The 21198-nt window shown below is 72.4% G+C and carries 18 protein-coding genes; 13 read left to right on the forward strand and 5 right to left on the reverse strand.

All coding sequences use genetic code 11. From position 1 onward, the window contains the following. Window positions 1-64: 64 nt before the first annotated feature. Window positions 65-727, reverse strand: a complete 663-nt coding sequence (locus ACIA3K_RS27360; protein WP_396804526.1) for a response regulator — start codon at window positions 725-727, stop codon at window positions 65-67. After that, window positions 724-1974: a sensor histidine kinase gene (locus tag ACIA3K_RS27365; RefSeq protein WP_396804527.1), complete on the reverse strand. Its 1251-nt coding sequence runs from the start codon at window positions 1972-1974 to the stop codon at window positions 724-726. The genes ACIA3K_RS27360 and ACIA3K_RS27365 overlap by 4 nt, the downstream gene beginning before the upstream one ends. A gap of 155 nt (window positions 1975-2129) precedes the next feature. Between ACIA3K_RS27365 and fabG the strand changes: the two genes are divergently transcribed. The 4 genes from fabG (at window position 2130) to ACIA3K_RS27385 (ending at window position 5558) form a co-directional block, all read left to right on the forward strand. Further along, window positions 2130-2834, forward strand: a complete 705-nt coding sequence (fabG, locus tag ACIA3K_RS27370) for a 3-oxoacyl-ACP reductase FabG (RefSeq protein ID WP_355052725.1) — start codon at window positions 2130-2132, stop codon at window positions 2832-2834. 28 nt (window positions 2835-2862) lie between these two features. Next, the gene (fabI, locus tag ACIA3K_RS27375) at window positions 2863-3630 is read left to right on the forward strand and encodes an enoyl-ACP reductase FabI (protein WP_355052726.1); all 768 of its coding nucleotides are present in this window, start codon (window positions 2863-2865) and stop codon (window positions 3628-3630) included. A 103-nt stretch (window positions 3631-3733) separates the two neighbouring features. Beyond that, complete coding sequence (locus ACIA3K_RS27380) at window positions 3734-4786, forward strand: ferrochelatase (RefSeq protein ID WP_396804528.1); 1053 nt, start codon at window positions 3734-3736, stop codon at window positions 4784-4786. Next, window positions 4779-5558 carry an HAD-IIA family hydrolase gene (locus ACIA3K_RS27385; RefSeq protein WP_355052728.1) on the forward strand — a complete coding sequence of 260 codons (780 nt, stop codon included), beginning with the start codon at window positions 4779-4781 and terminating at the stop codon, window positions 5556-5558. The genes ACIA3K_RS27380 and ACIA3K_RS27385 overlap by 8 nt, the downstream gene beginning before the upstream one ends. A 141-nt stretch (window positions 5559-5699) precedes the next feature. Here the strand turns inward: ACIA3K_RS27385 and ACIA3K_RS27390 are convergent, their stop codons facing one another. Beyond that, window positions 5700-6494: a hypothetical protein gene (locus ACIA3K_RS27390; RefSeq protein WP_396804529.1), complete on the reverse strand. Its 795-nt coding sequence runs from the start codon at window positions 6492-6494 to the stop codon at window positions 5700-5702. A gap of 334 nt (window positions 6495-6828) precedes the next feature. Between ACIA3K_RS27390 and ACIA3K_RS27395 the strand changes: the two genes are divergently transcribed. Beyond that, window positions 6829-7641 (forward strand): DUF3097 domain-containing protein, encoded by an 813-nt coding sequence (locus tag ACIA3K_RS27395; RefSeq protein ID WP_396804530.1) that lies wholly within the window; start codon window positions 6829-6831, stop codon window positions 7639-7641. A gap of 65 nt (window positions 7642-7706) precedes the next feature. Here ACIA3K_RS27395 and ACIA3K_RS27400 read toward each other — a convergent pair whose 3' ends face one another. Further along, window positions 7707-9008: a serine hydrolase domain-containing protein gene (locus tag ACIA3K_RS27400; RefSeq protein WP_396804531.1), complete on the reverse strand. Its 1302-nt coding sequence runs from the start codon at window positions 9006-9008 to the stop codon at window positions 7707-7709. Between the two features lie 98 nt (window positions 9009-9106). Between ACIA3K_RS27400 and ACIA3K_RS27405 the strand changes: the two genes are divergently transcribed. The 5 genes from ACIA3K_RS27405 (at window position 9107) to ACIA3K_RS27425 (ending at window position 14631) form a co-directional block, all read left to right on the forward strand. Beyond that, window positions 9107-9580, forward strand: a complete 474-nt coding sequence (locus tag ACIA3K_RS27405) for an NfeD family protein (RefSeq protein WP_396804532.1) — start codon at window positions 9107-9109, stop codon at window positions 9578-9580. A 5-nt stretch (window positions 9581-9585) separates the two neighbouring features. Then, window positions 9586-10692 (forward strand): SPFH domain-containing protein, encoded by a 1107-nt coding sequence (locus ACIA3K_RS27410; protein ID WP_396804533.1) that lies wholly within the window; start codon window positions 9586-9588, stop codon window positions 10690-10692. 304 nt (window positions 10693-10996) lie between these two features. Beyond that, entirely contained in the window at window positions 10997-11767 is a 771-nt protein-coding gene (locus tag ACIA3K_RS27415) for a hypothetical protein (protein ID WP_396804534.1), read from the forward strand. 196 nt (window positions 11768-11963) lie between these two features. Further along, window positions 11964-14168 (forward strand): transglycosylase domain-containing protein, encoded by a 2205-nt coding sequence (locus ACIA3K_RS27420; protein WP_396804535.1) that lies wholly within the window; start codon window positions 11964-11966, stop codon window positions 14166-14168. Between the two features lie 277 nt (window positions 14169-14445). Continuing rightward, the gene (locus ACIA3K_RS27425; RefSeq protein WP_396804536.1) at window positions 14446-14631 is read left to right on the forward strand and encodes a hypothetical protein; all 186 of its coding nucleotides are present in this window, start codon (window positions 14446-14448) and stop codon (window positions 14629-14631) included. A 116-nt stretch (window positions 14632-14747) separates the two neighbouring features. Here ACIA3K_RS27425 and ACIA3K_RS27430 read toward each other — a convergent pair whose 3' ends face one another. After that, window positions 14748-16595: a thiamine pyrophosphate-requiring protein gene (locus ACIA3K_RS27430; protein ID WP_396804537.1), complete on the reverse strand. Its 1848-nt coding sequence runs from the start codon at window positions 16593-16595 to the stop codon at window positions 14748-14750. A gap of 92 nt (window positions 16596-16687) precedes the next feature. Here ACIA3K_RS27430 and ACIA3K_RS27435 point away from each other — a divergent pair, with 92 nt between their 5' ends. From ACIA3K_RS27435 to ACIA3K_RS27445, 3 genes are read left to right on the forward strand one after another with little or no spacing between them, the layout of a single operon-like run. Next, the gene (locus tag ACIA3K_RS27435) at window positions 16688-17527 is read left to right on the forward strand and encodes a TrmH family RNA methyltransferase (protein ID WP_396804576.1); all 840 of its coding nucleotides are present in this window, start codon (window positions 16688-16690) and stop codon (window positions 17525-17527) included. A 28-nt stretch (window positions 17528-17555) separates the two neighbouring features. Beyond that, the gene (gene argG, locus ACIA3K_RS27440; RefSeq protein WP_396804538.1) at window positions 17556-19007 is read left to right on the forward strand and encodes an argininosuccinate synthase; all 1452 of its coding nucleotides are present in this window, start codon (window positions 17556-17558) and stop codon (window positions 19005-19007) included. A gap of 41 nt (window positions 19008-19048) precedes the next feature. Then, window positions 19049-20731, forward strand: coding sequence for a PucR family transcriptional regulator (locus ACIA3K_RS27445; RefSeq protein WP_396804539.1), 1683 nt, complete (start codon window positions 19049-19051; stop codon window positions 20729-20731). The last annotated feature ends 467 nt before the right edge of the window (window positions 20732-21198 follow it).

Genomic DNA, 21198 nt, shown 5'->3' on the forward strand with positions numbered 1-21198 from the left:
GTGCGGGGGCGAACGGGTCGCGGTCGTCGTACCGGGGAGCTGTCTCCCGGGTGGTCCCGAGGCGTTACTCGCCGGCGGCGACCAGACCCGTCTCGTACGCCAGCACCACGGCCTGGGCCCGGTCGCGCAGGCCGAGCTTGGCCAGGATGCGTCCGACGTGCGTCTTGACGGTCTGCTCCGCCACCACCAGGTCAGCGGCGATCTCCGCGTTGTTGCGGCCCCGGGCGATCAACCGCAGCACCTCGGTCTCGCGCGGGGTCAGCCCGGTCAGGTCGGTGGGGCGGGGCCGGCGACGGTCCGGGCGGGCCGCGAACTCGGCGATCAGTCGACGGGTCACCGCCGGGGCGAGCAGCGCGTCCCCGGCGGCCACCACCCGCACCGCCTGCACGAGGTCGGCCGCGGGCGCGTCCTTGAGCAGGAAGCCGCTCGCGCCGGCGCGCAGCGCCTCGTACACGTAGTCGTCCAGGTCGAACGTCGTGAGGATGAGCACCCGGGGGCGCTGCGCCGAGCGGTCGCCCAACAGTTGACGGGTGGCGGCCAGCCCGTCCAGGACCGGCATCCGCACGTCCATCAGCACCACGTCCGGGTCGAGCCGACGGGCCGCGGCGACGCCCTGTGCGCCATCGGCGGCGTCGCCCACCACCAGCAGGTCGGGCTGGGCGGCGAGCAGCGCGCCGAAGCCCTGCCGGACCATCGCCTGGTCATCGACGACCAGCACCTTGATCATGTGTCCAGGCTCCCCACCTCGTACGGCAGTTCGGCCGCCACCGCGTACCCGCCGTCGGGTAGCGGCCCGGCGGTGAACGTACCGCCGAGCGAGGTGGCGCGCTCCCGCATGCCGGTCAACCCGTGCCCCGCCCCGCCGTCGGCGGTCGGTGGGGCACCGCGCCAGAAGGCGGTCGGCGGGGCGTCGGGCGGGGAGTTGTCGACGCGTACTCCCAGAGCGGACGGACCGGAGCGGACGGTGACGCGCACCGCGGCGCCGGGCGCGTGCCGGGCCGCGTTCGCCAGGCCCTCCTGGACGATGCGGTACGCGGCCAGCCCGACCGGGGCGGGCACCGGACCCGCCGGGTCGGCGTCCAGGGTCACGGCCAGCCCGGCGCGACGGGCCGCGTCCACCATCGCGCCCAGGTCGGCAAGGTCGGGCTGCGGAGCGGTCTGCGGCCCGCTGGCCTCGCTGCGCAGCACCCCCAACAGCCGCCGCATGTCGGTCAGCGCGTCGCGGGCCGAGCCGGCGATGGCGACGAACTCGGCGGCGGCCGGGGAGGGCACGTCGTCGAGGCGGTACGGCGCGGTCTCGGCCTGCACGGCGATCAGTGACATGTGGTGGGCGACCACGTCGTGCAGCTCACGGGCGATCCGGGTGCGTTCCTCCAGCACCGCGCGGCGCTCCTGCTCCCGCTCGCTCAGTTCGGTCTGCGCCGCCAGGGCGCGCCGCGACAGCCGGTTGTGGCGGAACAGGTCGCCGGCGATCGCCAGCGCACCGAGCAGCAGCAGGACAGGCACCCGGTTGTTGGGGTGGACCAGAGTGAACACCGGCACCGTGCTGATCGTCACCACCCAGGCCAGCACCGGTCGGTCGACCCGCGCGACGACCACCGCCAGCACCGCGATCGACCCGAGCGCCAGCGGTGGGGTCCACGGCCAGGACTGGTCGGCCGGGGCGTTGAACGTGCAGATCAGCAGGGCCAACACCGTCAGCCGCCACGCCAGCAGCGGACGCCGAGGCAGCACCAGCAGCGGCGTCACGGTCATCGCCGCGAACAGCAGCGCGACCGGCAGCGGCAGGCCCCACTCGCTCTCCACGGTCAGCGTGATCAGGAAGAGGCCGAGCGCGGCGAGCAGCCCCACCGGGGTGACGTAGCGGGCCAGCCGGGGCCAACGGGCCAGCAACGACCGTTCGGGCGGGGCGTCCAGGCCCCACAGCGCCTGCCGCAGGGCGCCGAGGGCCACGGCGATCGGTTGCCGGTTCACCACCCGGAGGCTACGGGCCGGGAGTGCCACCAGGCGTGCCCCCGCAGGTTGATCCCCACGTCGTACCTGGGTGGGACGCCACACCCGTTAGCGCTTACTTGCGGGTAACGCCTAGGCTCCGACGCGTCCATGCTGAGCAGTCCCAAGGAGGAACCGTGGCCCGTACCGTGCTGGTGACCGGCGGCAACCGGGGAATCGGCCTGGCCATCGCGCAGGCCTTCGCCAAGCAGGGTGACCGGGTGGCGGTCACCCACCGCAGTGGCGAGGCTCCCGAGGGGCTGTTCGGCGTACGCGCCGACGTCACCGACGCGGCCTCGATCGACGCCGCGTTCACCGCTGTCGAGGCCGAGCTGGGCCCGGTCGAGGTGGTGGTCGCCAACGCTGGCATGACCGACGACACGCTGCTGCTGCGGATGTCCGAGGAGCAGTTCACCAATGTGGTGGACACCAACCTCACCGGCGCTTTCCGGGTCGCCAAGCGCGCCTCGGGCAAGATGCTGCGGGCCAAGTGGGGCCGCATGATCTTCATCTCCTCGGTGGTGGGCCTCTCCGGTGGCGCCGGGCAGGTCAACTACGCCGCCAGCAAGGCCGGCCTGGTCGGCGTCGCCCGCTCGGTCACCCGCGAGTTGGGCAGCCGCAACATCACCGCGAACGTGGTGGCGCCCGGCTTCATCGACACCGACATGACCGCCGGCCTGTCCGACGACCGCAAGGCGGAGATCCGCAAGTCCATCCCGGCCGGCCGGATGGCCAGCCCGGACGAGGTGGCCGCCGTGGTCACCTGGCTGGCCTCGGACGGTGCCGGGTACGTCTCCGGGGCCGTGATCCCGGTCGACGGCGGCCTCGGCATGGGCCACTGACCTTCTCTGACTACGGAGGAAACCCTGCATGTCCGGACTGCTCGCCGGTAAGCGGCTGCTCGTCACCGGTGTCATCACCGACGCCTCGATCGCCTTCTCGGTGGCGAAGCTCGCCCAGGAGAACGGCGCTCAGGTCGTGCTCACCGGCTTCGGCCGGCTCTCCCTGGTCGAGCGGATCGCCAAGCGGCTGCCCGAGCCCGCGCCGGTGATCGAGGTCGACGTGACCAACGCCGAGCACCTGGCCAGCCTCGCCGACCGCGTGCGCGAGCACGTCGACGGGCTCGACGGCGTGGTGCACTCGATCGGCTTCGCCCCGCAGAGCTGCCTCGGCGGTGGCTTCCTCGACGCGCCGTGGGAGGACGTGGCGACCGCCCTGCACGTGTCGACCTACTCGTACAAGTCCCTCGCGATGGCGGCGCTGCCGCTGATGTCGTCCGGCGGCGCGGTGGTCGGTCTGACCTTCGACGCCACCAAGGCGTGGCCGGTCTACGACTGGATGGGCGTCGCCAAGGCCGGCCTGGAGTCCGCCTCCCGCTACCTGGCCCTGCACCTGGGCAAGCAGGGCATCCGCAGCAACCTGGTCGCCGCCGGGCCGCTGCGCACCATCGCTGCCAAGTCGATCCCCGGCTTCGACCAGTTCGAGACCGCCTGGAGCGAGCGCGCCCCGCTCGGCTGGAACCTCACCGACCAGGAGCCCGCCGCGCGGGCCTGCCTGGCGCTGCTGTCCGACTGGTTCCCGGCCACCACCGGCGAGATCGTGCACGTCGACGGCGGCTACCACGCCATCGGCGCCTGACGCTCTCATCGGCGACGCCCCCGAGGGGCCGCGCGCGTGATCTGCGCGTCCGGACCAGGGGGCGTCGCCGGGCCGTCGTGGGCGAGGTACCAGAATGACCCCCATGGCGTACGACGCGGTGGTGCTGGTGTCCTTCGGCGGGCCCGAACGGCCCGAGGACGTGATGCCGTTCCTGCAGAACGTGACCCGTGGCCGGGGGGTGCCACCCGAGCGGCTCGCCGAGGTCGCCGAGCACTACCAGCACTTCGGCGGGGTGTCCCCGATCAACCAGCAGTGCCGTGACCTGCTCGCCGCCGTGCGCGCCGACTTCGCCGCGCACGGTGTCGACCTGCCCGTCTACTGGGGCAACCGCAACTGGGACCCGATGCTCGCCGACACCGTCAGTCAGATGCGCGACGACGGCGTGACCCGCGCGCTGGCCTTCGTCACCAGCGCGTACGGCGGCTACTCGTCCTGCCGGCAGTACCAGGAGGACATCGCCGCTGCCCGCGCCGCCGTCGGGCCCGACGCGCCGGTGATCGAGAAGCTGCGGCAGTTCTGGGACCACCCCGGGTTCGTCGAGCCCCACGTCGACGCGGTCCGGGCCGCCCTCGCCCAGCTCGACCCCGCGAAGCGGGCCACCACCCGACTGGTGTTCACCGCCCACTCCATCCCCACCTCGATGGCGGCCAACGCCGGCCCGCACGGCGGCCGCTACGAGGCGCAGCTACGCGAGACCGCCCGCCTGGTGGCCGAGGCCGCCGCCCCCGACCTGGCGTACGACCTGGTGTGGCAGAGCCGGTCCGGCCCGCCGCACGTGCCGTGGCTGGAACCCGACATCAACGACCACCTCAACGCGCTCGCCGAGGACGGCGTCACCGGCGTGGTGGTCAGCCCGATCGGGTTCGTCTCGGACCACCTGGAAGTCGTGTGGGACCTGGACACCGAGGCCCTGGAGACCGCCAAGCAGCTCGGCCTCGACTTCGTCCGGGCCGGCACCCCGGGCACCGACCCGCGCTTCGTGACCATGGTCCGGGAGTTGGTCACCGAGCGCACCGATCCGGACGGCGCGCAGCTGCGCCGGCACCTCGGGGACCTGCCCAGGTGGGACACCTGTCCCACCGTCTGCTGTGTACCGACCCGCCGACCGACGCCTGCTGGGGGCACCGATGCATGACCGCAAGCCCGTGCAGAGCTGGCTCACCGACATGGACGGCGTACTGGTGCACGAGGGCCAGCCGGTGCCTGGAGCGCCGGAGTTCGTCAACCGGCTGCGCGCCTCCGGCAAGCCGTTCCTGGTGCTGACCAACAACTCGATCTACACGCCGCGCGACCTGACGGCCCGGTTGAGCCGCATGGGGCTGGACGTGCCGGAGGAGTCGATCTGGTCCTCGGCGCTGGCCACCGGTCAGTTCCTCGCCGACCAGCGGCCGGGCGGCACCGCGTACGTCATCGGCGAGGCCGGGTTGACCACCGCGCTGCATGCCGTCGGGTACGTGCTCACCGACTTCGCCCCGGACTACGTGGTGCTTGGCGAGACCCGCACCTACAGCTTCGAGGCGATCACCAAGGCGATCCGGCTGATCAACGACGGGGCCCGGTTCATCTGCACCAACCCGGACGTCACCGGCCCGTCCGTCGAGGGGGCGTTGCCGGCCGCCGGCTCGGTCGCCGCCATGATCTCCAAGGCGACCGGGGTGGAGCCGTACTTCGTCGGCAAGCCCAACCCGATGATGATGCGGTCGGCGCTGAACACGATCAACGCGCACTCGGAGACCACCGCGATGATCGGCGACCGGATGGACACCGACGTCCTGTGCGGTCTGGAGGCGGGGCTGGAGACCATCCTGGTGCTCACCGGCATCAGCAGCCGTACCGAGGCCGAGCGCTACCCGTACCGCCCGTCCCGCATCGTCAACTCCGTCGCCGACCTGATCGACGAGGTGTAACCCCGCCCGCCCGGCCTGCTCTCGTCGATCTTGCACTTACTGTCGCCGTTCTGGGGCGTTACGCCCTTTAGGTCGCAGCAGAAAGTGCAAGATCGGCGCGGTGTCGGGGGTGTGGCGTCCCGGCGCGGGGGTGTGGGGTTTTTAGGGGCGTAGGGGGGCGTTGCAGGCGGCTACCAGGGCCTGGCGGCAGGCTGCGGTGAGCGGGCGGAGCGCGGCGTCGCGCTGCTGGGCCTCGTAGTTGTTGATGGCGCCGCCCGGGGCGGCGTGCCCGGCCAATGCCAGCACCCGGTCGAGCACCGCAGCCCGGGCGAACAGCCGGCGGGCCCGCGGGTCGAATCCCGGTGGCAGGTCGGTGGTGCCGTCGGGGCGGCGCAGCGCGGCCAGCGCACCGGCCAGCTCGGGCCGCCACTGGGCCACGTCGAGCCGGGTCAGCACGGCGGTCGTCTCGGCCAGCGCGGCGGCCAACTCGGCCTCCGCCTCGGCGGCCCCGGGCAGCGACAGCGAGGCAGTCGGCGCGTCCGCCGGCAGCGGGTAGACCCGCCACAACACCGTCTCGAAACAGTCCCCGGAGCCGGAGGTGTGGCTGCGTACCTGCGGGATCAGGCCCAGCCCACCGGCCACCACCGCCTCGCCCGCCACCAGCGCCGCTCCGGCGAAGTCCCCGGGACCGGGCAGACCCCGTGGGTCACCCGGCGCGGGCAGCACCAGCCGGATCTCGTCGGGCGACAGCTTGGCCAGGGTGGGCAGCGCGGCGCCCAGCGGGACGTCGGTCCAGGTGCCCGGGGCGTCCGCGACGAGATGTTCCTCGTCGCCGGCGATGGCGTCGGCGACCTCGTCGTACGGCACCAACCCGGCGCGCCACGCGCGCACCCAGGCAACGAACCGGCTCGACCGGCGCGGCGCAAGCGTGGCCGCGCCCGTTGCGGGGGTGGACATGCCGAAAGGGTACGTGGTGATCGGTGGCCCTGTCTCGGCTGCCGCTCCGGCCGCCCTCCCTGCCCCGAACTGCCCCCTTCGCCCCGTCCCATCCCGCCCTGCCCCACCCCACCCCCGGTCCCGCCCCCGGTCCCGCGCCCGCCCCGCGCCCGCCCGCCCCCGATCGCCTCGATCATGGAGTTGCGGTGCCTGATTGCTGACGGTTGGCAGTGCTTCGTGCACCACCACAACTCCATGATCGACGCGGCGGGCCGGGGCGTGGCGCGGCGGGTGGGAGCGGGGGTGGCGGTGTGTCGGGGGATGGGGTTGGGGCGGGCGGGTTAGCGTGATCTACATGGCGGGGCGATACGGCGAGGACGTGCTGGCGGGGGACTGGCGGCGGCGGAAGGTCACCCCCGAGGTGGACGCCGAACCGGATCTCGTGGTGGAGGACGCCGACTCCGGCTTCTGCGGAGCGGTGGTGGGTTTCGAGGCCGGCGCGGTGGTGTTGGAGGACCGGCACGGTAAACGGCGCAACTTCCCGCTGCTGCCGGCGGCGTTCCTGCTCGACGGTCGCCCGGTGACGTTGCGCCGCCCGACCCGCGCCCCGGTGCCGGCGGCCCGTCGGCGGACCGCGTCCGGTTCGGTGGCGGTGGACAACGTCCGCGCCCAGGTCGCCAAGGCCAGCCGGATCTGGGTCGAGGGCATCCACGACGCCGCGCTGGTCGAGCGCATCTGGGGTGACGACCTGCGGATCGAGGGTGTGGTCGTGGAGCCACTGGACGGCATCGACGACCTGGACGCGGCGGTGCGGAACTTCGCCCCCGGTCCGACCCGACGACTGGGCGTGCTCGTCGACCACCTGGTGCCGGGCAGCAAGGAGAGCCGCATCGTGGCCCGGGTGAACTCGCCGTACGTGCTGGTGACCGGGCATCCGTACGTCGATGTGTGGCAGGCGGTGAAGCCGGCGGCGCTGGGCATCGCGGCCTGGCCGGTGGTGCCCCCGGGGCGGCCGTGGAAGGAGGGCGTCTGCGCGGCTCTCGGGGTGGCGGAGCCGGCCGACATGTGGCGGCACATCCTGTCCCGGGTGAACAGCTTCGCCGACGTCGAGACTCCGTTGATCAACGCGATGGAGCGTCTGATCGACTTCGTCACCGAGCCGGCCTGACCGCCTGGTCCGCCGTGACCGCCGACCGGGCGCCCAGGGCCGGGCGCCCAAGGCCGGGCGGCGGGTCAGGGAGCCTCGTCCGGGCTGCGTGTGAAGACGAACGTGGCGATGTCGATCGCCGTCACCCGTCCGTCGTCGTCGCGCAGCACCGACAGGATCTCGCCGTCCTCCGGACCGGAGCGGCCCCGCCAACGGTCCGTCCCCTCGGGGGTGAACCGGCTCACCCGCTCACCGCGTACGTGAGCCACCAGCTCGCCCGCGTCCCAGCTCAGGTCCAGCGAGGTGCCCATCCACCACCAGCGACCGGTCAGCTCGGCCACGTCGGCGGCGGGCGCGGCGGTGGTCGGCCGCCACGGCTGGCCGAACGCCGGCTCGGCGTCCAGCACGCTGGTCAACAGCCGGCGGCCGAGTGCGGTGATCGGGAAGCCGTACGAGTTGGCGAAGCCGACCACGGCGGTACGGCTGGGCCGGTGCACCACGAGGGCGGCCACGTACCCGGGCATCGAGCCGCCGTGCCCGACGTACACGCGTTCGCCGTCGCGGTAGAGCTCCAGCCCCAGGCCGTGCCCGCCGGTCCACGAGTCGAGGTCGCTGATCACCACGGGGGCGCACATCTCGGTCAGCGTCTCGGCGACCAGCACCGATGGGTCGGGGTCGGCCAGGAACGCGGCCCAGCGGCCCAGGTCCTCGATCGTCGACCAGAGCTGCCCGGCCGGGGCCATCGCGCCGGTGTCGGTGCGCGGCTCCTCGCGCAACGTGTGGTGCCAGGGGTGGACGACGTAGCCCCGGGCGTACGGCTCGGTGGCCGCGTAGGTGGTGCGGCGCAGGCCCAGCGGCGTGAGGATGCGTTGCTGGAGCAGGTCTGCCCACGGCGTCCCGGTGAGTCGTTCGAGCACCCCGCCGAGCAGCCCGTACGCCAGGTTGGAGTAGTGGTACGTGGTGTGCGGGGAGTAAGCGATCTTGTGGGCGGTGACCCCGGCGAGCAGGGTCGGCAGGTCGACGCCGTCGTTCCGCTCCCACCAGTCGCCCTCGGGTTCGCGCTGGATCCCGCTGGCGTGCCCGAGGAGTTGGCGCAGGGTGAGCGCGCCGAGGTCGGTGCCCGGCAGGTGCTGCTCCAGCCGGTCGTCGAGGGCCAGTCGGCCGGCGTCGCGCAACTGCATGATCAGGGTGGCGGTCATCGTCTTGCTGATCGAGCCCACCCGGTACTGCAGGTCGACGTCCGGGGGCGGTTGTTCGCCGGCGACGGCCAGGTGCGCCAGCGCGCCGTCGCGGACCACGCCCAGCACCAGCGACGGGACGTGGCCGTCGGCCTGTGCCTGGGCGACCCGCGCGTCGATCTGTCGGGCGGTCTCGGGTAGCAGGGTCAACGGGTCTCCTCGGGTCGGGCCGCCGCCGGATGGGCCTCGCCGAGCCTACTGATCTTCGCGGGGAAGCCGCGCGAGCATTTGCGTGTCACGATCGTGGTGTGGACGCGGTGGTGTGGATCGTTCTGGGTGTGGTGCTGGCGGTCGCCGAGATCTTCACGACGACCCTGTTTCTGATCATGTTCGGGGCCGGCGCGTTCGCCGCCGCGGGTGCTGCGGCCCTGGGTGCGCCGGTCGCCGTGCAGGCGCTGGTCTTCGCGGTGGTGTCCGCGCTGAGCCTGGTCGTGGTTCGACCGGTGATCAAGCGGCACGGCCGGTCCGCGCTGGAGAGCGGCGAGCAGCCGTTCGGCGTGGAGGCCATCGAGGGCTCCGCGGCGCTGGTGCTGGAGCGGGTGGACGCCGACCACGGGCTCGTCAAGATCGACGGTGAGTTGTGGACGGCCCGGCCGTACGACGCGACGCAGACTTTCGAGCCCGGTCAACGGGTTCGGGTGATAAAGGTCCGGGGCGCGACCGCCCTGGTGTGGCAGGACGACGTTTCTTCCGCCGGCGAGCTGCCGGAAGCGAGAGGGTGAACGGGATGACGATACTCGGGGTGCTGGTGATCGCGGTGGCGCTGATCGCCGTGATAACGCTGGCCAAGGCGGTACGGATCGTGCCGCAGCAGCGCCATGACGTGGTGGAACGGCTCGGCAAGTACAAGCGCACCCTCAGCCCCGGTCTCAACCTGTTGGTGCCGTTCATCGACGCGGTCCGGACCAAGGTCGACATGCGCGAGCAGGTGGTCAGCTTCCCGCCGCAGCCGGTGATCACCTCGGACAACCTGGTGGTCTCGATCGACACGGTCCTCTACTTCAAGGTGGTCGACCCGGTCCGGGCGACGTACGAGATCTCCAGCTTCCTCCAGGCGATCGAGCAGTTGACGGTGACCACGCTGCGCAACGTGATCGGCTCGCTCGACCTGGAGCGGGCGCTGACCAGCCGCGACGAGATCAACCGGCACCTCTCCGGGGTCCTGGACGAGACGACCGGCCGCTGGGGCATCAAGGTGACCCGGGTCGAGATCAAGGCGATCGAGCCGCCGGCCAGCATCCGCGACTCGATGGAGAAGCAGATGCGCGCCGAGCGGGACCGTCGTGCCGCGATCCTCACGGCCGAGGGGCACAAGCAGTCGCAGATCCTCACCGCCGAGGGCGAGAAGCAGTCCGCGGTGCTGCGGGCCGACGGTGACCGGCAGGCCCGGATCCTGCAGGCCGAGGGCCAGGCGAAGGCGATCCGGACGGTGTTCGACGCGATCCACCAGGCGAACCCGAGCCAGAAGGTCCTCGCCTACCAGTACCTGCAGGCGCTGCCGCAGATCGCACAGGGCAGCGCCAACAAGGTCTGGATCGTTCCGGCCGAGCTGACCAAGGCGCTGGAGGGCATGGGTGGCGCGCTCGGTGGGCTGAGCCAGATGGTGGGGGACGTGCCCGCGCCGGAGGCCGCCGACCACGCGAGCCAGGTCGAGCGCGAGGCCGCGGCGGCGGCGCAGGCTGCTGCCGCCGCCGCCCAGCAGATCCACGACGAGGTACGCGTCGCCGAGGCGCAGGCCACCGGCGGCAACAAGCCGCAGGGCCTGCCCGCGCCGGAGCCGGTCACCCCGGACAGTCTGGTCAACGACCCGACGGACCAGCGCGAGCGCGGCTGACCCGTCGCACGGGCCGCGCGGCTGACCCTCGCACGGGCCGCGCGGCGTGGCCGGCCGCGCGGTACCGAGCGCCGGGTCAGCGCGTTCGGCGGCACCGAGCGCCGGGTCAGCGCGTCCGGCGGTGTCGAGTGAGCGCGGCTGGCCGGGCGCGTGCCGGGCCGGGTTCCGGACGCCGGAGTTAAATGCGAGAAAGGCTCATGGGGCGCTCCGACGCCTGCCACGATCGGTCCTAGGACGGGTGGTGACCAGGCAATCGGGGCGCCCCGGCGCGTCTCGCACCGCTCGTGGACGAGCGAGGTGACGCATGAAGGATCCGGCGAATCGGATGTGGTCCTCGGCCCCCGTGCCCGGCGCGCACGATCCGGTCGCGCCGCTGGGCTCTCGGCGCAGCGGAGGCGGCTTCGGCGTACTGCCATTCATCGGCGAGCCCACTCCACTCGCCCCCGCCACGAACGCCAGTTGGGCCTGGTCGGTACGTCGGTTCGCCCGGGCCGCGGTGTGGCTGCTGCCCGCGTACGCCATCCTCTACGGCGCGGTGGCGATGGCCAGCGACGGCGGGGTGGGCAACGACCCGTATCCGGCGGACGGCCAGGCGGTGTACCTGATCGGCTGGGTGGCGGCGGTCTGGCTCGGCCTGCTCGCGCTGCTGGCCCTCACCGGTCTGCTGGCCGCGACCCGCAGCCGACGGGTGGCCGCCGCCGGGCTGCTGGTCAGCATCGCCGGCACGGTGCTGATGCTGCCGTTCGCCGGATTCGAGGAGCAGACGCCGGTCTTCGGCACCACGGCGCGGTCGCTGGTCCTACTCGGCGCGACGTTCTACAGCGTGGGGTGGTTCCTCACCGGGTGGGCGGTGGCCCGCTCGGGCACCTTCAGCCTCGGCGACGGGGTCATGCTGATCATCGCCGCACCGCTGCTCGGCCTCGGCGGCGCCCTGATCGGGTCGCTCCAGACGTTCGGCGCGATCTTCGTGCTGATCGCCGGCATCGGCATCGGCTACCGCAGCGGCCGCCTGATGCCCCGCCAAACCGCCGACGACGCGGCCAACGCCAGCCTCTCCACCCCCCCAACCCCCTGACCCACCCCACCGCACGCCGCCCCGGGCCTCCGCCCCTCAGCCCCGGTGATCAAGAGGTTTGCGTCAAGAATCGGCCTGAATCTGACGCAAACCTCTTGATCACCGCTGTGGAGGGGCTGGTGGGGGGCCGTGAAGTTGCTGACAATTGGGCTTCGGGGGTGGTCGGTTGGCGTTATTTGTGGCAATCCTGGGTTGCATGGCCGCCCCCCGCTCGCCGCTGTCGCGGCTGTTCACCGTGCTGCTCACCGGCCTGCTGGCCGGGTTGGTCCTGGCCGCCGCGGCGCTGCCGGGCAACCTGCTGGTCGGGTTCACCGCGCGCGCCGCGCTCAGTTCGTACGCCGCGCTGCCCGACGCGCTGCGCACCCCGGCGACCCCGCAGCGCTCCTACCTCTACGCCAACGACGGCAAGACGCTGCTCACCACGTTCTACGACGTGAACCGGACGGACGTCGCGTTGGCGGACGTCGCCCCGGTGATGCGGCAGGCGATCGTGGCGGCCGAGGACCGGCGGTTCTACGACCACGGTGGCGCGGACCTGCGCGGCCTGGCCCGGGCGCTGGTCGCCAACGTCAAGGGCGGCGGCACCGAGCAGGGCGGCTCCACGCTGACCATGCAGTACGTCCGTAACGTCCTCAAGACCGACCCCACCCGCACCGCCGAGGAGCGGGCCGCCGCGACCGACCCCACCGTCGGTCGGAAGATCCAGGAGATCCGGTACGCGGGCGCGCTGGACAAGAGCCTCGGCAAGGACGAGATCCTCGGCCGGTACCTGAACATCGCCTACTTCGGCTCCGGCGCGTACGGGATCGCGGCGGCCAGCCAGCGCTACTTCGGCAAGGCGCCGGCGCAGTTGACCCTCGCCGAGTCGGCGCTGCTCGCCGGTCTGGTGCAGTCCCCGGACGCGTACAGCCCGATCAGCGGCGACAAGGACCAGGCCCTGGCCCGCCGGTCGTACGTGCTGGACTCGATGGTCGCCACCGGGGCGATCACCGCCGGGCAGGCCGCGCAGGCCAAGGCCGAGCCGCTGGCGCTGCACCCCACCGCGCAGCCCAACGGCTGCACCGCCGTCGCCCAGGGCCACGACGACTGGGGCTACTTCTGTGACTACCTGCGCCAGTGGTGGCTGACCCAGCCGGCCTTCGGCGCCACCCCCGCCGAGCGCGAGCAGGCCCTGCGCTCGGGCGGCTACACCGTCGTCTCGTCGCTGGACCCGAAGATCCAGGCCGCCGCGCAGCAGCAGGCCACCAAGGTCTACGGGTACGACAACAAGCGCGCCCTGCCGATCGCGGCCGTTCAGCCCGGCACGGGTCGGGTGCTCGCCATGGCGGTCAATCGGCACTACAGCCTCGCCGACAATCCGGCCGGGCAGGCCAACTACCCCAACACGGTCAACCCGCTGATCTCCGGTGGGGCCAGCGTCGACGGGTACCAGGCGGGCTCGACGTTCAAGCTGTTCACCATGCTCGCGGCGCTGGAGTCGGGCCGTACGCTCTCGACCGGGTTCGACGCCCCGGCCAAGCTGCCCACCCGGTACCCGGCTGAGGGGCCGGGCAGTTGTGACGGCCACTGGTGCCCGGCCAACGCCAACCCGGCGTGGATGGACGGGTACCGGATGATGTGGGACGGCTTCGGTCGTTCGGTGAACACCTACTTCGTGTGGCTGGCCGAGCAGGTGGGCCAGGACAAGGTGGTGGAGATGGCGCAGCGGCTCGGCATCACGTTCCGCGCCGACACCGACGCCGCCTTCGCCAAGAACAACGCCGCGAACTGGGGGTCGTTCACCCTCGGCGTGGCCGCCACCACCCCCCTCGACCTGGCCAACGCGTACGCCACGGTGGCCGCCGAGGGCACCTACTGCACGCCGGTGCCGGTGGTCTCGGTGACCGACGCGAAGGGCACGAAGGTGCCGGTCGGCGAGCCGTCCTGCAAGAAGGTCCTCGACCCCGACGTGGCGCGCGCCGCAACCGACGCGGCCCGCTGCCCGGTGGGCCAGCAGTCGCCGTACGGGCAGTGCAACGGCGGCACCGCCACCGGTGTGAACGACATCCTCGACGGCCGGCCGGCGGCCGGTAAGACGGGCAGCTCGGAGGAGAACGCCACCGAGACGTTCGTCGGCTTCACCCCGCAGGTGGCCGTCGCGGGCATCGCGGCCAACCCCGACGACCCGACCGACTCGGTGGGTTCGGCGGTGCAGAGCAAGGTGATCGACGCGGTCGCGCGGGTCATCGCCACCGCCGTGAAGGGCCAGCCGGAGAAGGCGTTCACCGCCCCCAGCAAGGAGTTGGCCGGCGAGCCCCGCCGCCCGGTGGAGCGCCCGGCCGTCCCCGAGCGCCAGCAGCAGCCCACCCCGGAGCAGGACCCGCTCTCGGCCCTGCAACGCTGGCTCGCCCGTCGGGGCTGACCCCGGATCCAGTGGCGGCCCGGCTCGCTTCGCGCCGGGCCGTCGTGCTCTCTCCACACGTCCGCTGGCTGGCGTCGGTCACTCCGACAGGTCACGCTCGGCGGTGACCTCGGGAGTGGACGTGACCGCAGGCAGCCTCAGCTGTTGGTAGAGGCTGCCGAGATCGCGGCGCGCACCTGCTGGGCGAAACCGGCGACGGTGAAGTCCGGGGCCACAGGCCGCCGACAGCCCGCTCCGGACGTCGTACGCGGTGGGTGTTCAGGAGACCATCAGGCGATTGGCGGACATCGAGGACGGGCCCGAGGCCCGCCGAATGGCGCTCGTCGATCTCGCGACCATGGTCGGTGCGCTCACGCTGGCCCGCGCGACGGGTCAGACACCCCTGTCGGAGGAGATCCTCCAGGCCGCGCGGGAAGCCCTGTCCGGCCCGCCCAGCGCTCGCCGCGCCGGGAGCGGCAACTAGCGACGCCCTGCCCCCACCCACCCCGGCGATCTTGCACTTTCGGTTGCCGGTTCGCCGCTCCTGTAGTGCTTTGTCACCACCGAAAGTGCAAGATCGCGGGGGAGTGGGGCGCGGGTTCAGCGTTCCCGGCGGCGGGGGCGGTAGCTGGCGATCGTTGCCGGGAGGCCGCGGCGGATGATGCCGGCCCAGTCGGTGTCGCCGCGTAGGACCGCCGCCGCGGTCTTGCGGGCCTGCTCGGCGGTGAAGTGTGGCGGCAGCATCAGCTCGGCCGGGTCGACCAGCGCGTTGATGACCACCGGACGGTCGGCGGCGAGCGCCCGGTCCCAGACGCCCGGGATCTGATCCGGCGAGTCGACCAGCTCACCGCGCAACCCGAGCACCTCGGCCCACTGGTGGTAGCCGATGTCCGGGAGCTGTTGGCTGTCCGGGAACATCGGCGTCCCCTCCGAGGAGCGCTGCTCCCAGCTGACGAACGCCAGGTCCCGATTGTTGAGCACCAGCACCACGAACCGCGGGTCGGCCCAGCCGCGCCAGTACTTCGCCACCGTGATCAGCTCGTTGACGCCGTTCATCTGCATGGCCCCGTCGCCGATCATCGCGATCAGCGGCCGGTCGGGGTGGGCGAACTTGGCGCTCAGCGCGTACGGCATCGCGCCGCCCATGGACAGCAGCGTGCCGGAGAGGCTGGCCAGCATCCCGGGCCGGACCTGCACGTGCCGGGCGTACCAGGCGGTCGCCGTGCCGCAGTCCACGGCGAGCATCGCGTCGTCCGGGAGCCGGTCGCTGAGGGTGCTGAACAGCAGTTGCGGGTTGACCGGGTCGGCGCTCTGCCCGGCCAGGTCGCGCTGGGCGCGTCGCCACGCCGAGGTGGCCTCGGCGATCTCCGCCCGCCAGGCGGTCGGCCCGGGGCCGGGGCCCAGCTCGTCCAGCAGCGCCCGCAGGGTGGGGCGGGCGTCACCGGTCAGGTTCACCTCGGTCGGGTAGCGCAGTCCGAGCTGCGTGCCGTCCAGGTCGATCTGCACCGCTCGGGCCTGGCCGGGCGGCGGGTAGAACTCCGAGTACGGCATGTTGCTGCCCACGATCAGCAGGCGGTCGCAGCCGGTCATGAGCTGCCAACTCGGCCGGGTCCCGAGCAGCCCGATCGCGCCGGTCACCCACGGCTCGCGATGGTCGACGGCGGCGAAGCCGAGCAGCGCGGTGGCCACCCCGGCGCCGAGCCGGTGGGCGATCTCGTGCACCTCGGCCTCGGCCCCGAGCGCGCCCTGCCCGACCAGCATGGCCACCCGCTCGCCGCCGCGCAGCACCTCGGCGGCGCGGCGCAGGTCGGCCGTCGGCGGGACGGTCGGCGTGCTGCTCGGCACGTTGCTGGTGTGGTAGTAACCGTGCGCGTGCGGGGGATCCACGACGGCCGGCTCGTCCTGGATGTCCGAGGGGAGCACCAGCGCGGTGACGGTACGCCGGGCCAGCGCCGTGCGGCATGCCCGGTCGACCAGGTGGCGTACCTGCGCGGGGTGGTCGAGCTGGGCCAGGAAGGCCGCCGCCACGTCCTTGTAGAGGGCCAGCAGGTCGACCTCCTGGTAGTAGCCGCCGCCCTCGGCGGTGACCGCCGTGTGCCCGAGCAGGGCGACCACGGGTTGGTGGTCGAGCTTGGCGTCGTACAGGCCGTTGAGCAGGTGGATGGCGCCGGGGCCGCTGGTCACCAGCGCGCAGCCCAACGGCCCGCCGCCGTACTTGACGTGCGCGGACGCGGCGAACCCGGCGGTCTCCTCGTGCCGCACCTGGACGAACTGGGCGCGTTCGTTGGTGCGTTGCAGGGCGGAGGTGATGCCGTTGATGCCGTCGCCCGGATAGCCGAAGTACCGGCGTACGCCCCAACTGAACAGGCGGGAGACGATGTGGTCCGCGACGGTCGGACGCCGGGGAAGAGTGCCCCCTTCGGCCGGTGCCGTGTGCTCTGCGCTCACCTGGCTGGTCCTTCCCGTCGCGTCCGGTATCCCACCGGTCGTTCCCCTTCTCGACCGGACAAAACACCCCGGCCGGGCGGACGTCGGGGCGGCTGCCGGCCGTCCGGCAGAATCGTCGGGTGCCCGTCCACCAGATCACCGACCCCGACGACGACCGGATCGCCGACTACCGCGCGCTCACCGACGTCGAGCTGCGCACCCGCTGGGAGCCTCCGCACGGCCTCTTCATCGCCGAAGGCGAGCTGGTGCTGCGCCGGGCGCTGCGCGCCGGCTATCCGGCCCGGTCGTACCTGGTCGACGCCAAGCGCGTCGACCAGCTCGCCGACCTGGACACCGGCGACGCGCCCGTCTACGCCGCCACCCAGGACGTGCTGGAGAAGGCCACCGGTTTCCACGTACATCGGGGGGTGCTGGCGTCGTTCCACCGCCGCTCGCTGCCGACGGCGGCCGAGGTGCTCGCCGGCGCGCGCCGGGTGGTGATCCTCGAGGACGTCAACAACCACACGAACCTGGGCGCGATCTTCCGGGGGGCCGCCGCGTTGGGCGTCGACGCGGTGCTGCTGTCGCCGTCCTGCGCCGACCCGCTCTACCGGCGCAGCGTGCGGGTGAGCATGGGGGAGGTCTTCGCGCTGCCGTACGCCAAGCTCGACCGCTGGCCGGCGGGTCTCGACGAGGTACGCCAGGCGGGGTTCACCGTTCTGGCCATGACGCCCGCGCCGGACGCCGTACCCATGCAGCTCCTGGCCCCGGCGCAGCGCGAGCGGGCGGCGCTGCTGCTGGGCGCCGAGGGGCCCGGCCTGACGGCGGCGGCGCAGGCGGCCAGCGACGTGCGGGTGGTCCTGCCGATGCGGCGCGGAGTGGACTCGTTGAACGTCGCCGCGGCGGCGGCCGTGGCGTTCTGGGAACTGGGACGCGGCGATCCGCTTGCATGACCATGCGTCTTGTTGAATAATCTTCCCCGTGTCCAAGGTTCTCACCTCCCTGCCCATCGGCGAACGTGTCGGCATCGCCTTCTCCGGCGGCCTCGACACCTCGGTCGCGGTCGCGTGGATGCGCGACAAGGGCGCCGTCCCCTGCGCGTACACCGCTGACATCGGCCAGTACGACGAGCCCGACATCGGCTCGGTCCCCGGCCGTGCGCTCAGCTACGGCGCCGAGGTCGCCCGACTCGTCGACTGCCGCGCCGCCCTGGTCGAGGAGGGCCTCGCCGCGCTGACCTGCGGCGCCTTCCACATCCGCTCGGGCGGACGCTCGTACTTCAACACCACCCCGCTGGGTCGGGCGGTGACCGGCACCCTGCTGGTCCGCGCGATGATCGCCGACGACGTCCAGATCTGGGGCGACGGCTCGACCTTCAAGGGCAACGACATCGAGCGGTTCTACCGCTACGGCCTGCTGGCCAACCCGATGCTGCGCATCTACAAGCCGTGGCTCGACACCGACTTCGTCACCGAGCTGGGTGGGCGCAAGGAGATGTCCGAGTGGCTGCTCGAGCGCGGCCTGCCCTACCGGGACAGCACCGAGAAGGCGTACTCCACCGACGCCAACATCTGGGGCGCCACGCACGAGGCGAAGACCCTGGAGCACCTCGACACCGGCATCGAGACGGTCAGCCCGATCATGGGCGTGAAGTTCTGGGACCCGTCGGTGGAGATCCCCACCGAGGACGTCACGATCGGCTTCGACCAGGGCCGTCCGGTGACGATCAACGGCAAGGAGTTCGGCAGCGCCGTCGACCTGGTGCTGGAGGCCAACGCCGTCGGCGGTCGGCACGGCCTGGGCATGTCCGACCAGATCGAGAACCGGATCATCGAGGCCAAGAGCCGGGGCATCTACGAGGCGCCCGGGATGGCGCTGCTGCACATCGCGTACGAGCGGCTGGTCAACGCCATCCACAACGAGGACACCCTGGCCAACTACCACAGCGAGGGTCGTCGCCTCGGCCGCCTCATGTACGAGGGCCGCTGGCTGGACCCGCAGGCGCTGATGCTGCGCGAGTCGTTGCAGCGCTGGGTCGGTACGGCGGTCACCGGTGAGGTGACCCTGCGGCTGCGCCGGGGCGAGGACTACTCGATCCTCGACACCACCGGCCCCGCGTTCAGCTACCACCCGGACAAGCTGTCGATGGAGCGCACCGAGGACTCGGCGTTCGGCCCGTCGGACCGGATCGGCCAGCTCACCATGCGCAACCTCGACATCGCCGACTCCCGGGCCAAGCTGGAGCAGTACGCCTCCCTCGGCATGGTCGGTGGCGCTGGAAGCGAGCGGATGATCGGGGCCGCGCAGGCAGCCTCCACCGGACTGATCGGCGCGATGCCGGAGGGCGGCGCGGAAGCCATCGCCTCCCGAGGCGTCGCCACCGCCGCGGACGAGGCGCTCGACCGCGCCGCAATGGAGTTCGGCGTCGACTGACCGGCACCGGCAGGCCGAGGTCCGGGGTCACGCACGGTAGCGTGTCGGCCGTGTTCCCTACCGTGCGTGAGGTCCTGGCCCTGGACCCGGTCCGCCACGGCGCCCCGCGCGTGGTCGCCGGGGACGCCGGGCTGGACCGGCCGGTCCGCTGGGTGCACGTCGCCGAGGTCCCCGACATCGCCACCCTCCTCGGCGGCGGCGAGCTGGTGCTCACCACCGGCATCGGCCTGCCGGCCGACGACGCGGGACTGCGCGCGTTCATCGGCGACCTCGCCGACGTGGGCGTCTCCGGACTCGTCGTCGAACTGGGCCGCCGCTACGTCACCGGCGTACCCCGGGTGATGACCGCCGCCGCCGAACGGCGCGGCCTGCCCCTGGTCGAGCTGCGCCGGGCCACCCCGTTCGTGCGGATCACCGAGGCGGTGCACGCGCTGATCGTCGACGCTCAGCTCACCGAGCTGCGGGCCGCCGAGGAGATCCACCAGCGGTTCACCGACCTCTCCGTCGAGGGCGCCGACGCCGCCGAGGTGATCCGACAGGCCGCCGAGTTGTCCGGCTGCCCGGTCGTGCTGGAGAACCTGTCCCGGCAGGTCCTCGGATACGACCCGGCGGGGGAGAGCGCGGAGCTGCTGCTGGACGGCTGGGAGCAGCACTCCCGGCGTATCCGGCCCGCCGGCCGGACCGCGTACGACCCGGACAGCGGCTGGCTGGTGACCGTCGTCGGCGCGCGGGGCCAGGACTGGGGGCGGCTGCTGCTGCGCTGGCCGGCGAGCGGCGACGCGCCCACCGACGCTCCCCCCAACCGGCTGAACATCCTCGTCGAGCGGGCCGCCTCCACCCTCGCGCTGGGCCGGTTGATCCGCCGCGACGCCGAAGGGCTGGAACGACAGCTCCACCGCACCCTGCTCACCGCCCTGCTCGACCACTCCCGACCGGTCGACGAGGTCGCGCTGCGCGCCAAGGCGCTCGGTGTGACGCTGGACCGTCGGCACCTCGTCGGCGTGATGGTCCGCCACCGAACCGACGATTCCGCTGCCGACGGCGGCCCCGAAGCCGGCCAGGCCCGGCTACGCGACCTCTCCGAGGCCGTCGGCCAGGCGCTGCGGGAGACCAAACTGACGGCGCTGACCAGCGCCGTCGACGACAACTCGGTGGGCGCGCTGCTGGCCCTGACCGACCCGGCCGCCGAGGATCGCGCGCTGTCCGCGTTCGCCGAGGCCCTTCGTCGGGTACGCCTCGACGCCGCCACGAGCCGGGCCGCGTCCAACGCCTCCGCCGGGGTCTTCGTGGCCGCCGGGTCCGGGGTGAGCAGCCTGCGCGAGGCCCGGCGGTCGCTCGTCGAGGCGCGGCAGATCGCCGAGGCAGCCCGCCGGGACCGGCGTGACCTGCCCGTCTTCCGGCTGCCGCACGTGGGCCTGGCCGGCCTGCTGCACCTGCTGCGCGACGAGCCCCGGCTCCAGACGTTCGTCGAGCGCGAACTCGGCCCGCTGTTGGAGTACGACGCCCAGCACCCCCGGGAGCGGCTCCTCGACACCCTGCGCGCGTACCTGGAGCAGGGCCGCAACAAGTCGGCTGGCGCTGCCGCGGCCCACCTGTCCCGGCCGGCCTTCTACGAACGCCTGGCCCGGATAGCCCGCATCCTCGACGTGGACCTCGACTCGGTAGAGGCCAGCCTCTCCCTCCACGTGGCCCTGCTGGCCCTGGAAGCAGTCCGCACCCCCTGACGAACCCTTCTTGATCAGCCGGACGGATTCGCCGTCCGATGGATTTCTTGTTGGGGCACGGCTTGAACCCAAGGCCACGTCGGGCCGTAGGACGACCGAAGCGCCATCAGGGTGTAGGGGCGGGGGGACGCTCCAGATGACTTGGGAAGGCGAGTGTCACGCCGGAAGTTGGATCACTCCACGTCATCTGGGTCAGCGCATCCACGTCACAACGAGTCCCAACCGCTGAAAGATCAGAGAGGATGTCTCATGCCGCCGAGGAAGAAGACTGAAGAAGAGTGGGCGGCGTTCGAGGAGATAGCAAGCAAATACTACGGAGATGGCCAGAAAAATCTGCTGACAGTCCCCCCGCAAAATTACGAGAGGCAGGCCACCAACGGAATTTGGGTGAAACTCGGACAAGAACTTTATAGTTGGCGGCGGCAGGGCAGGCGGCCTCCCAGTGACATGCCCCCGCGCCTGAAGGA

The organism is Micromonospora sp. NPDC051543 (assembly GCF_044454415.1).
GTDB lineage: Bacteria > Actinomycetota > Actinomycetes > Mycobacteriales > Micromonosporaceae > Micromonospora.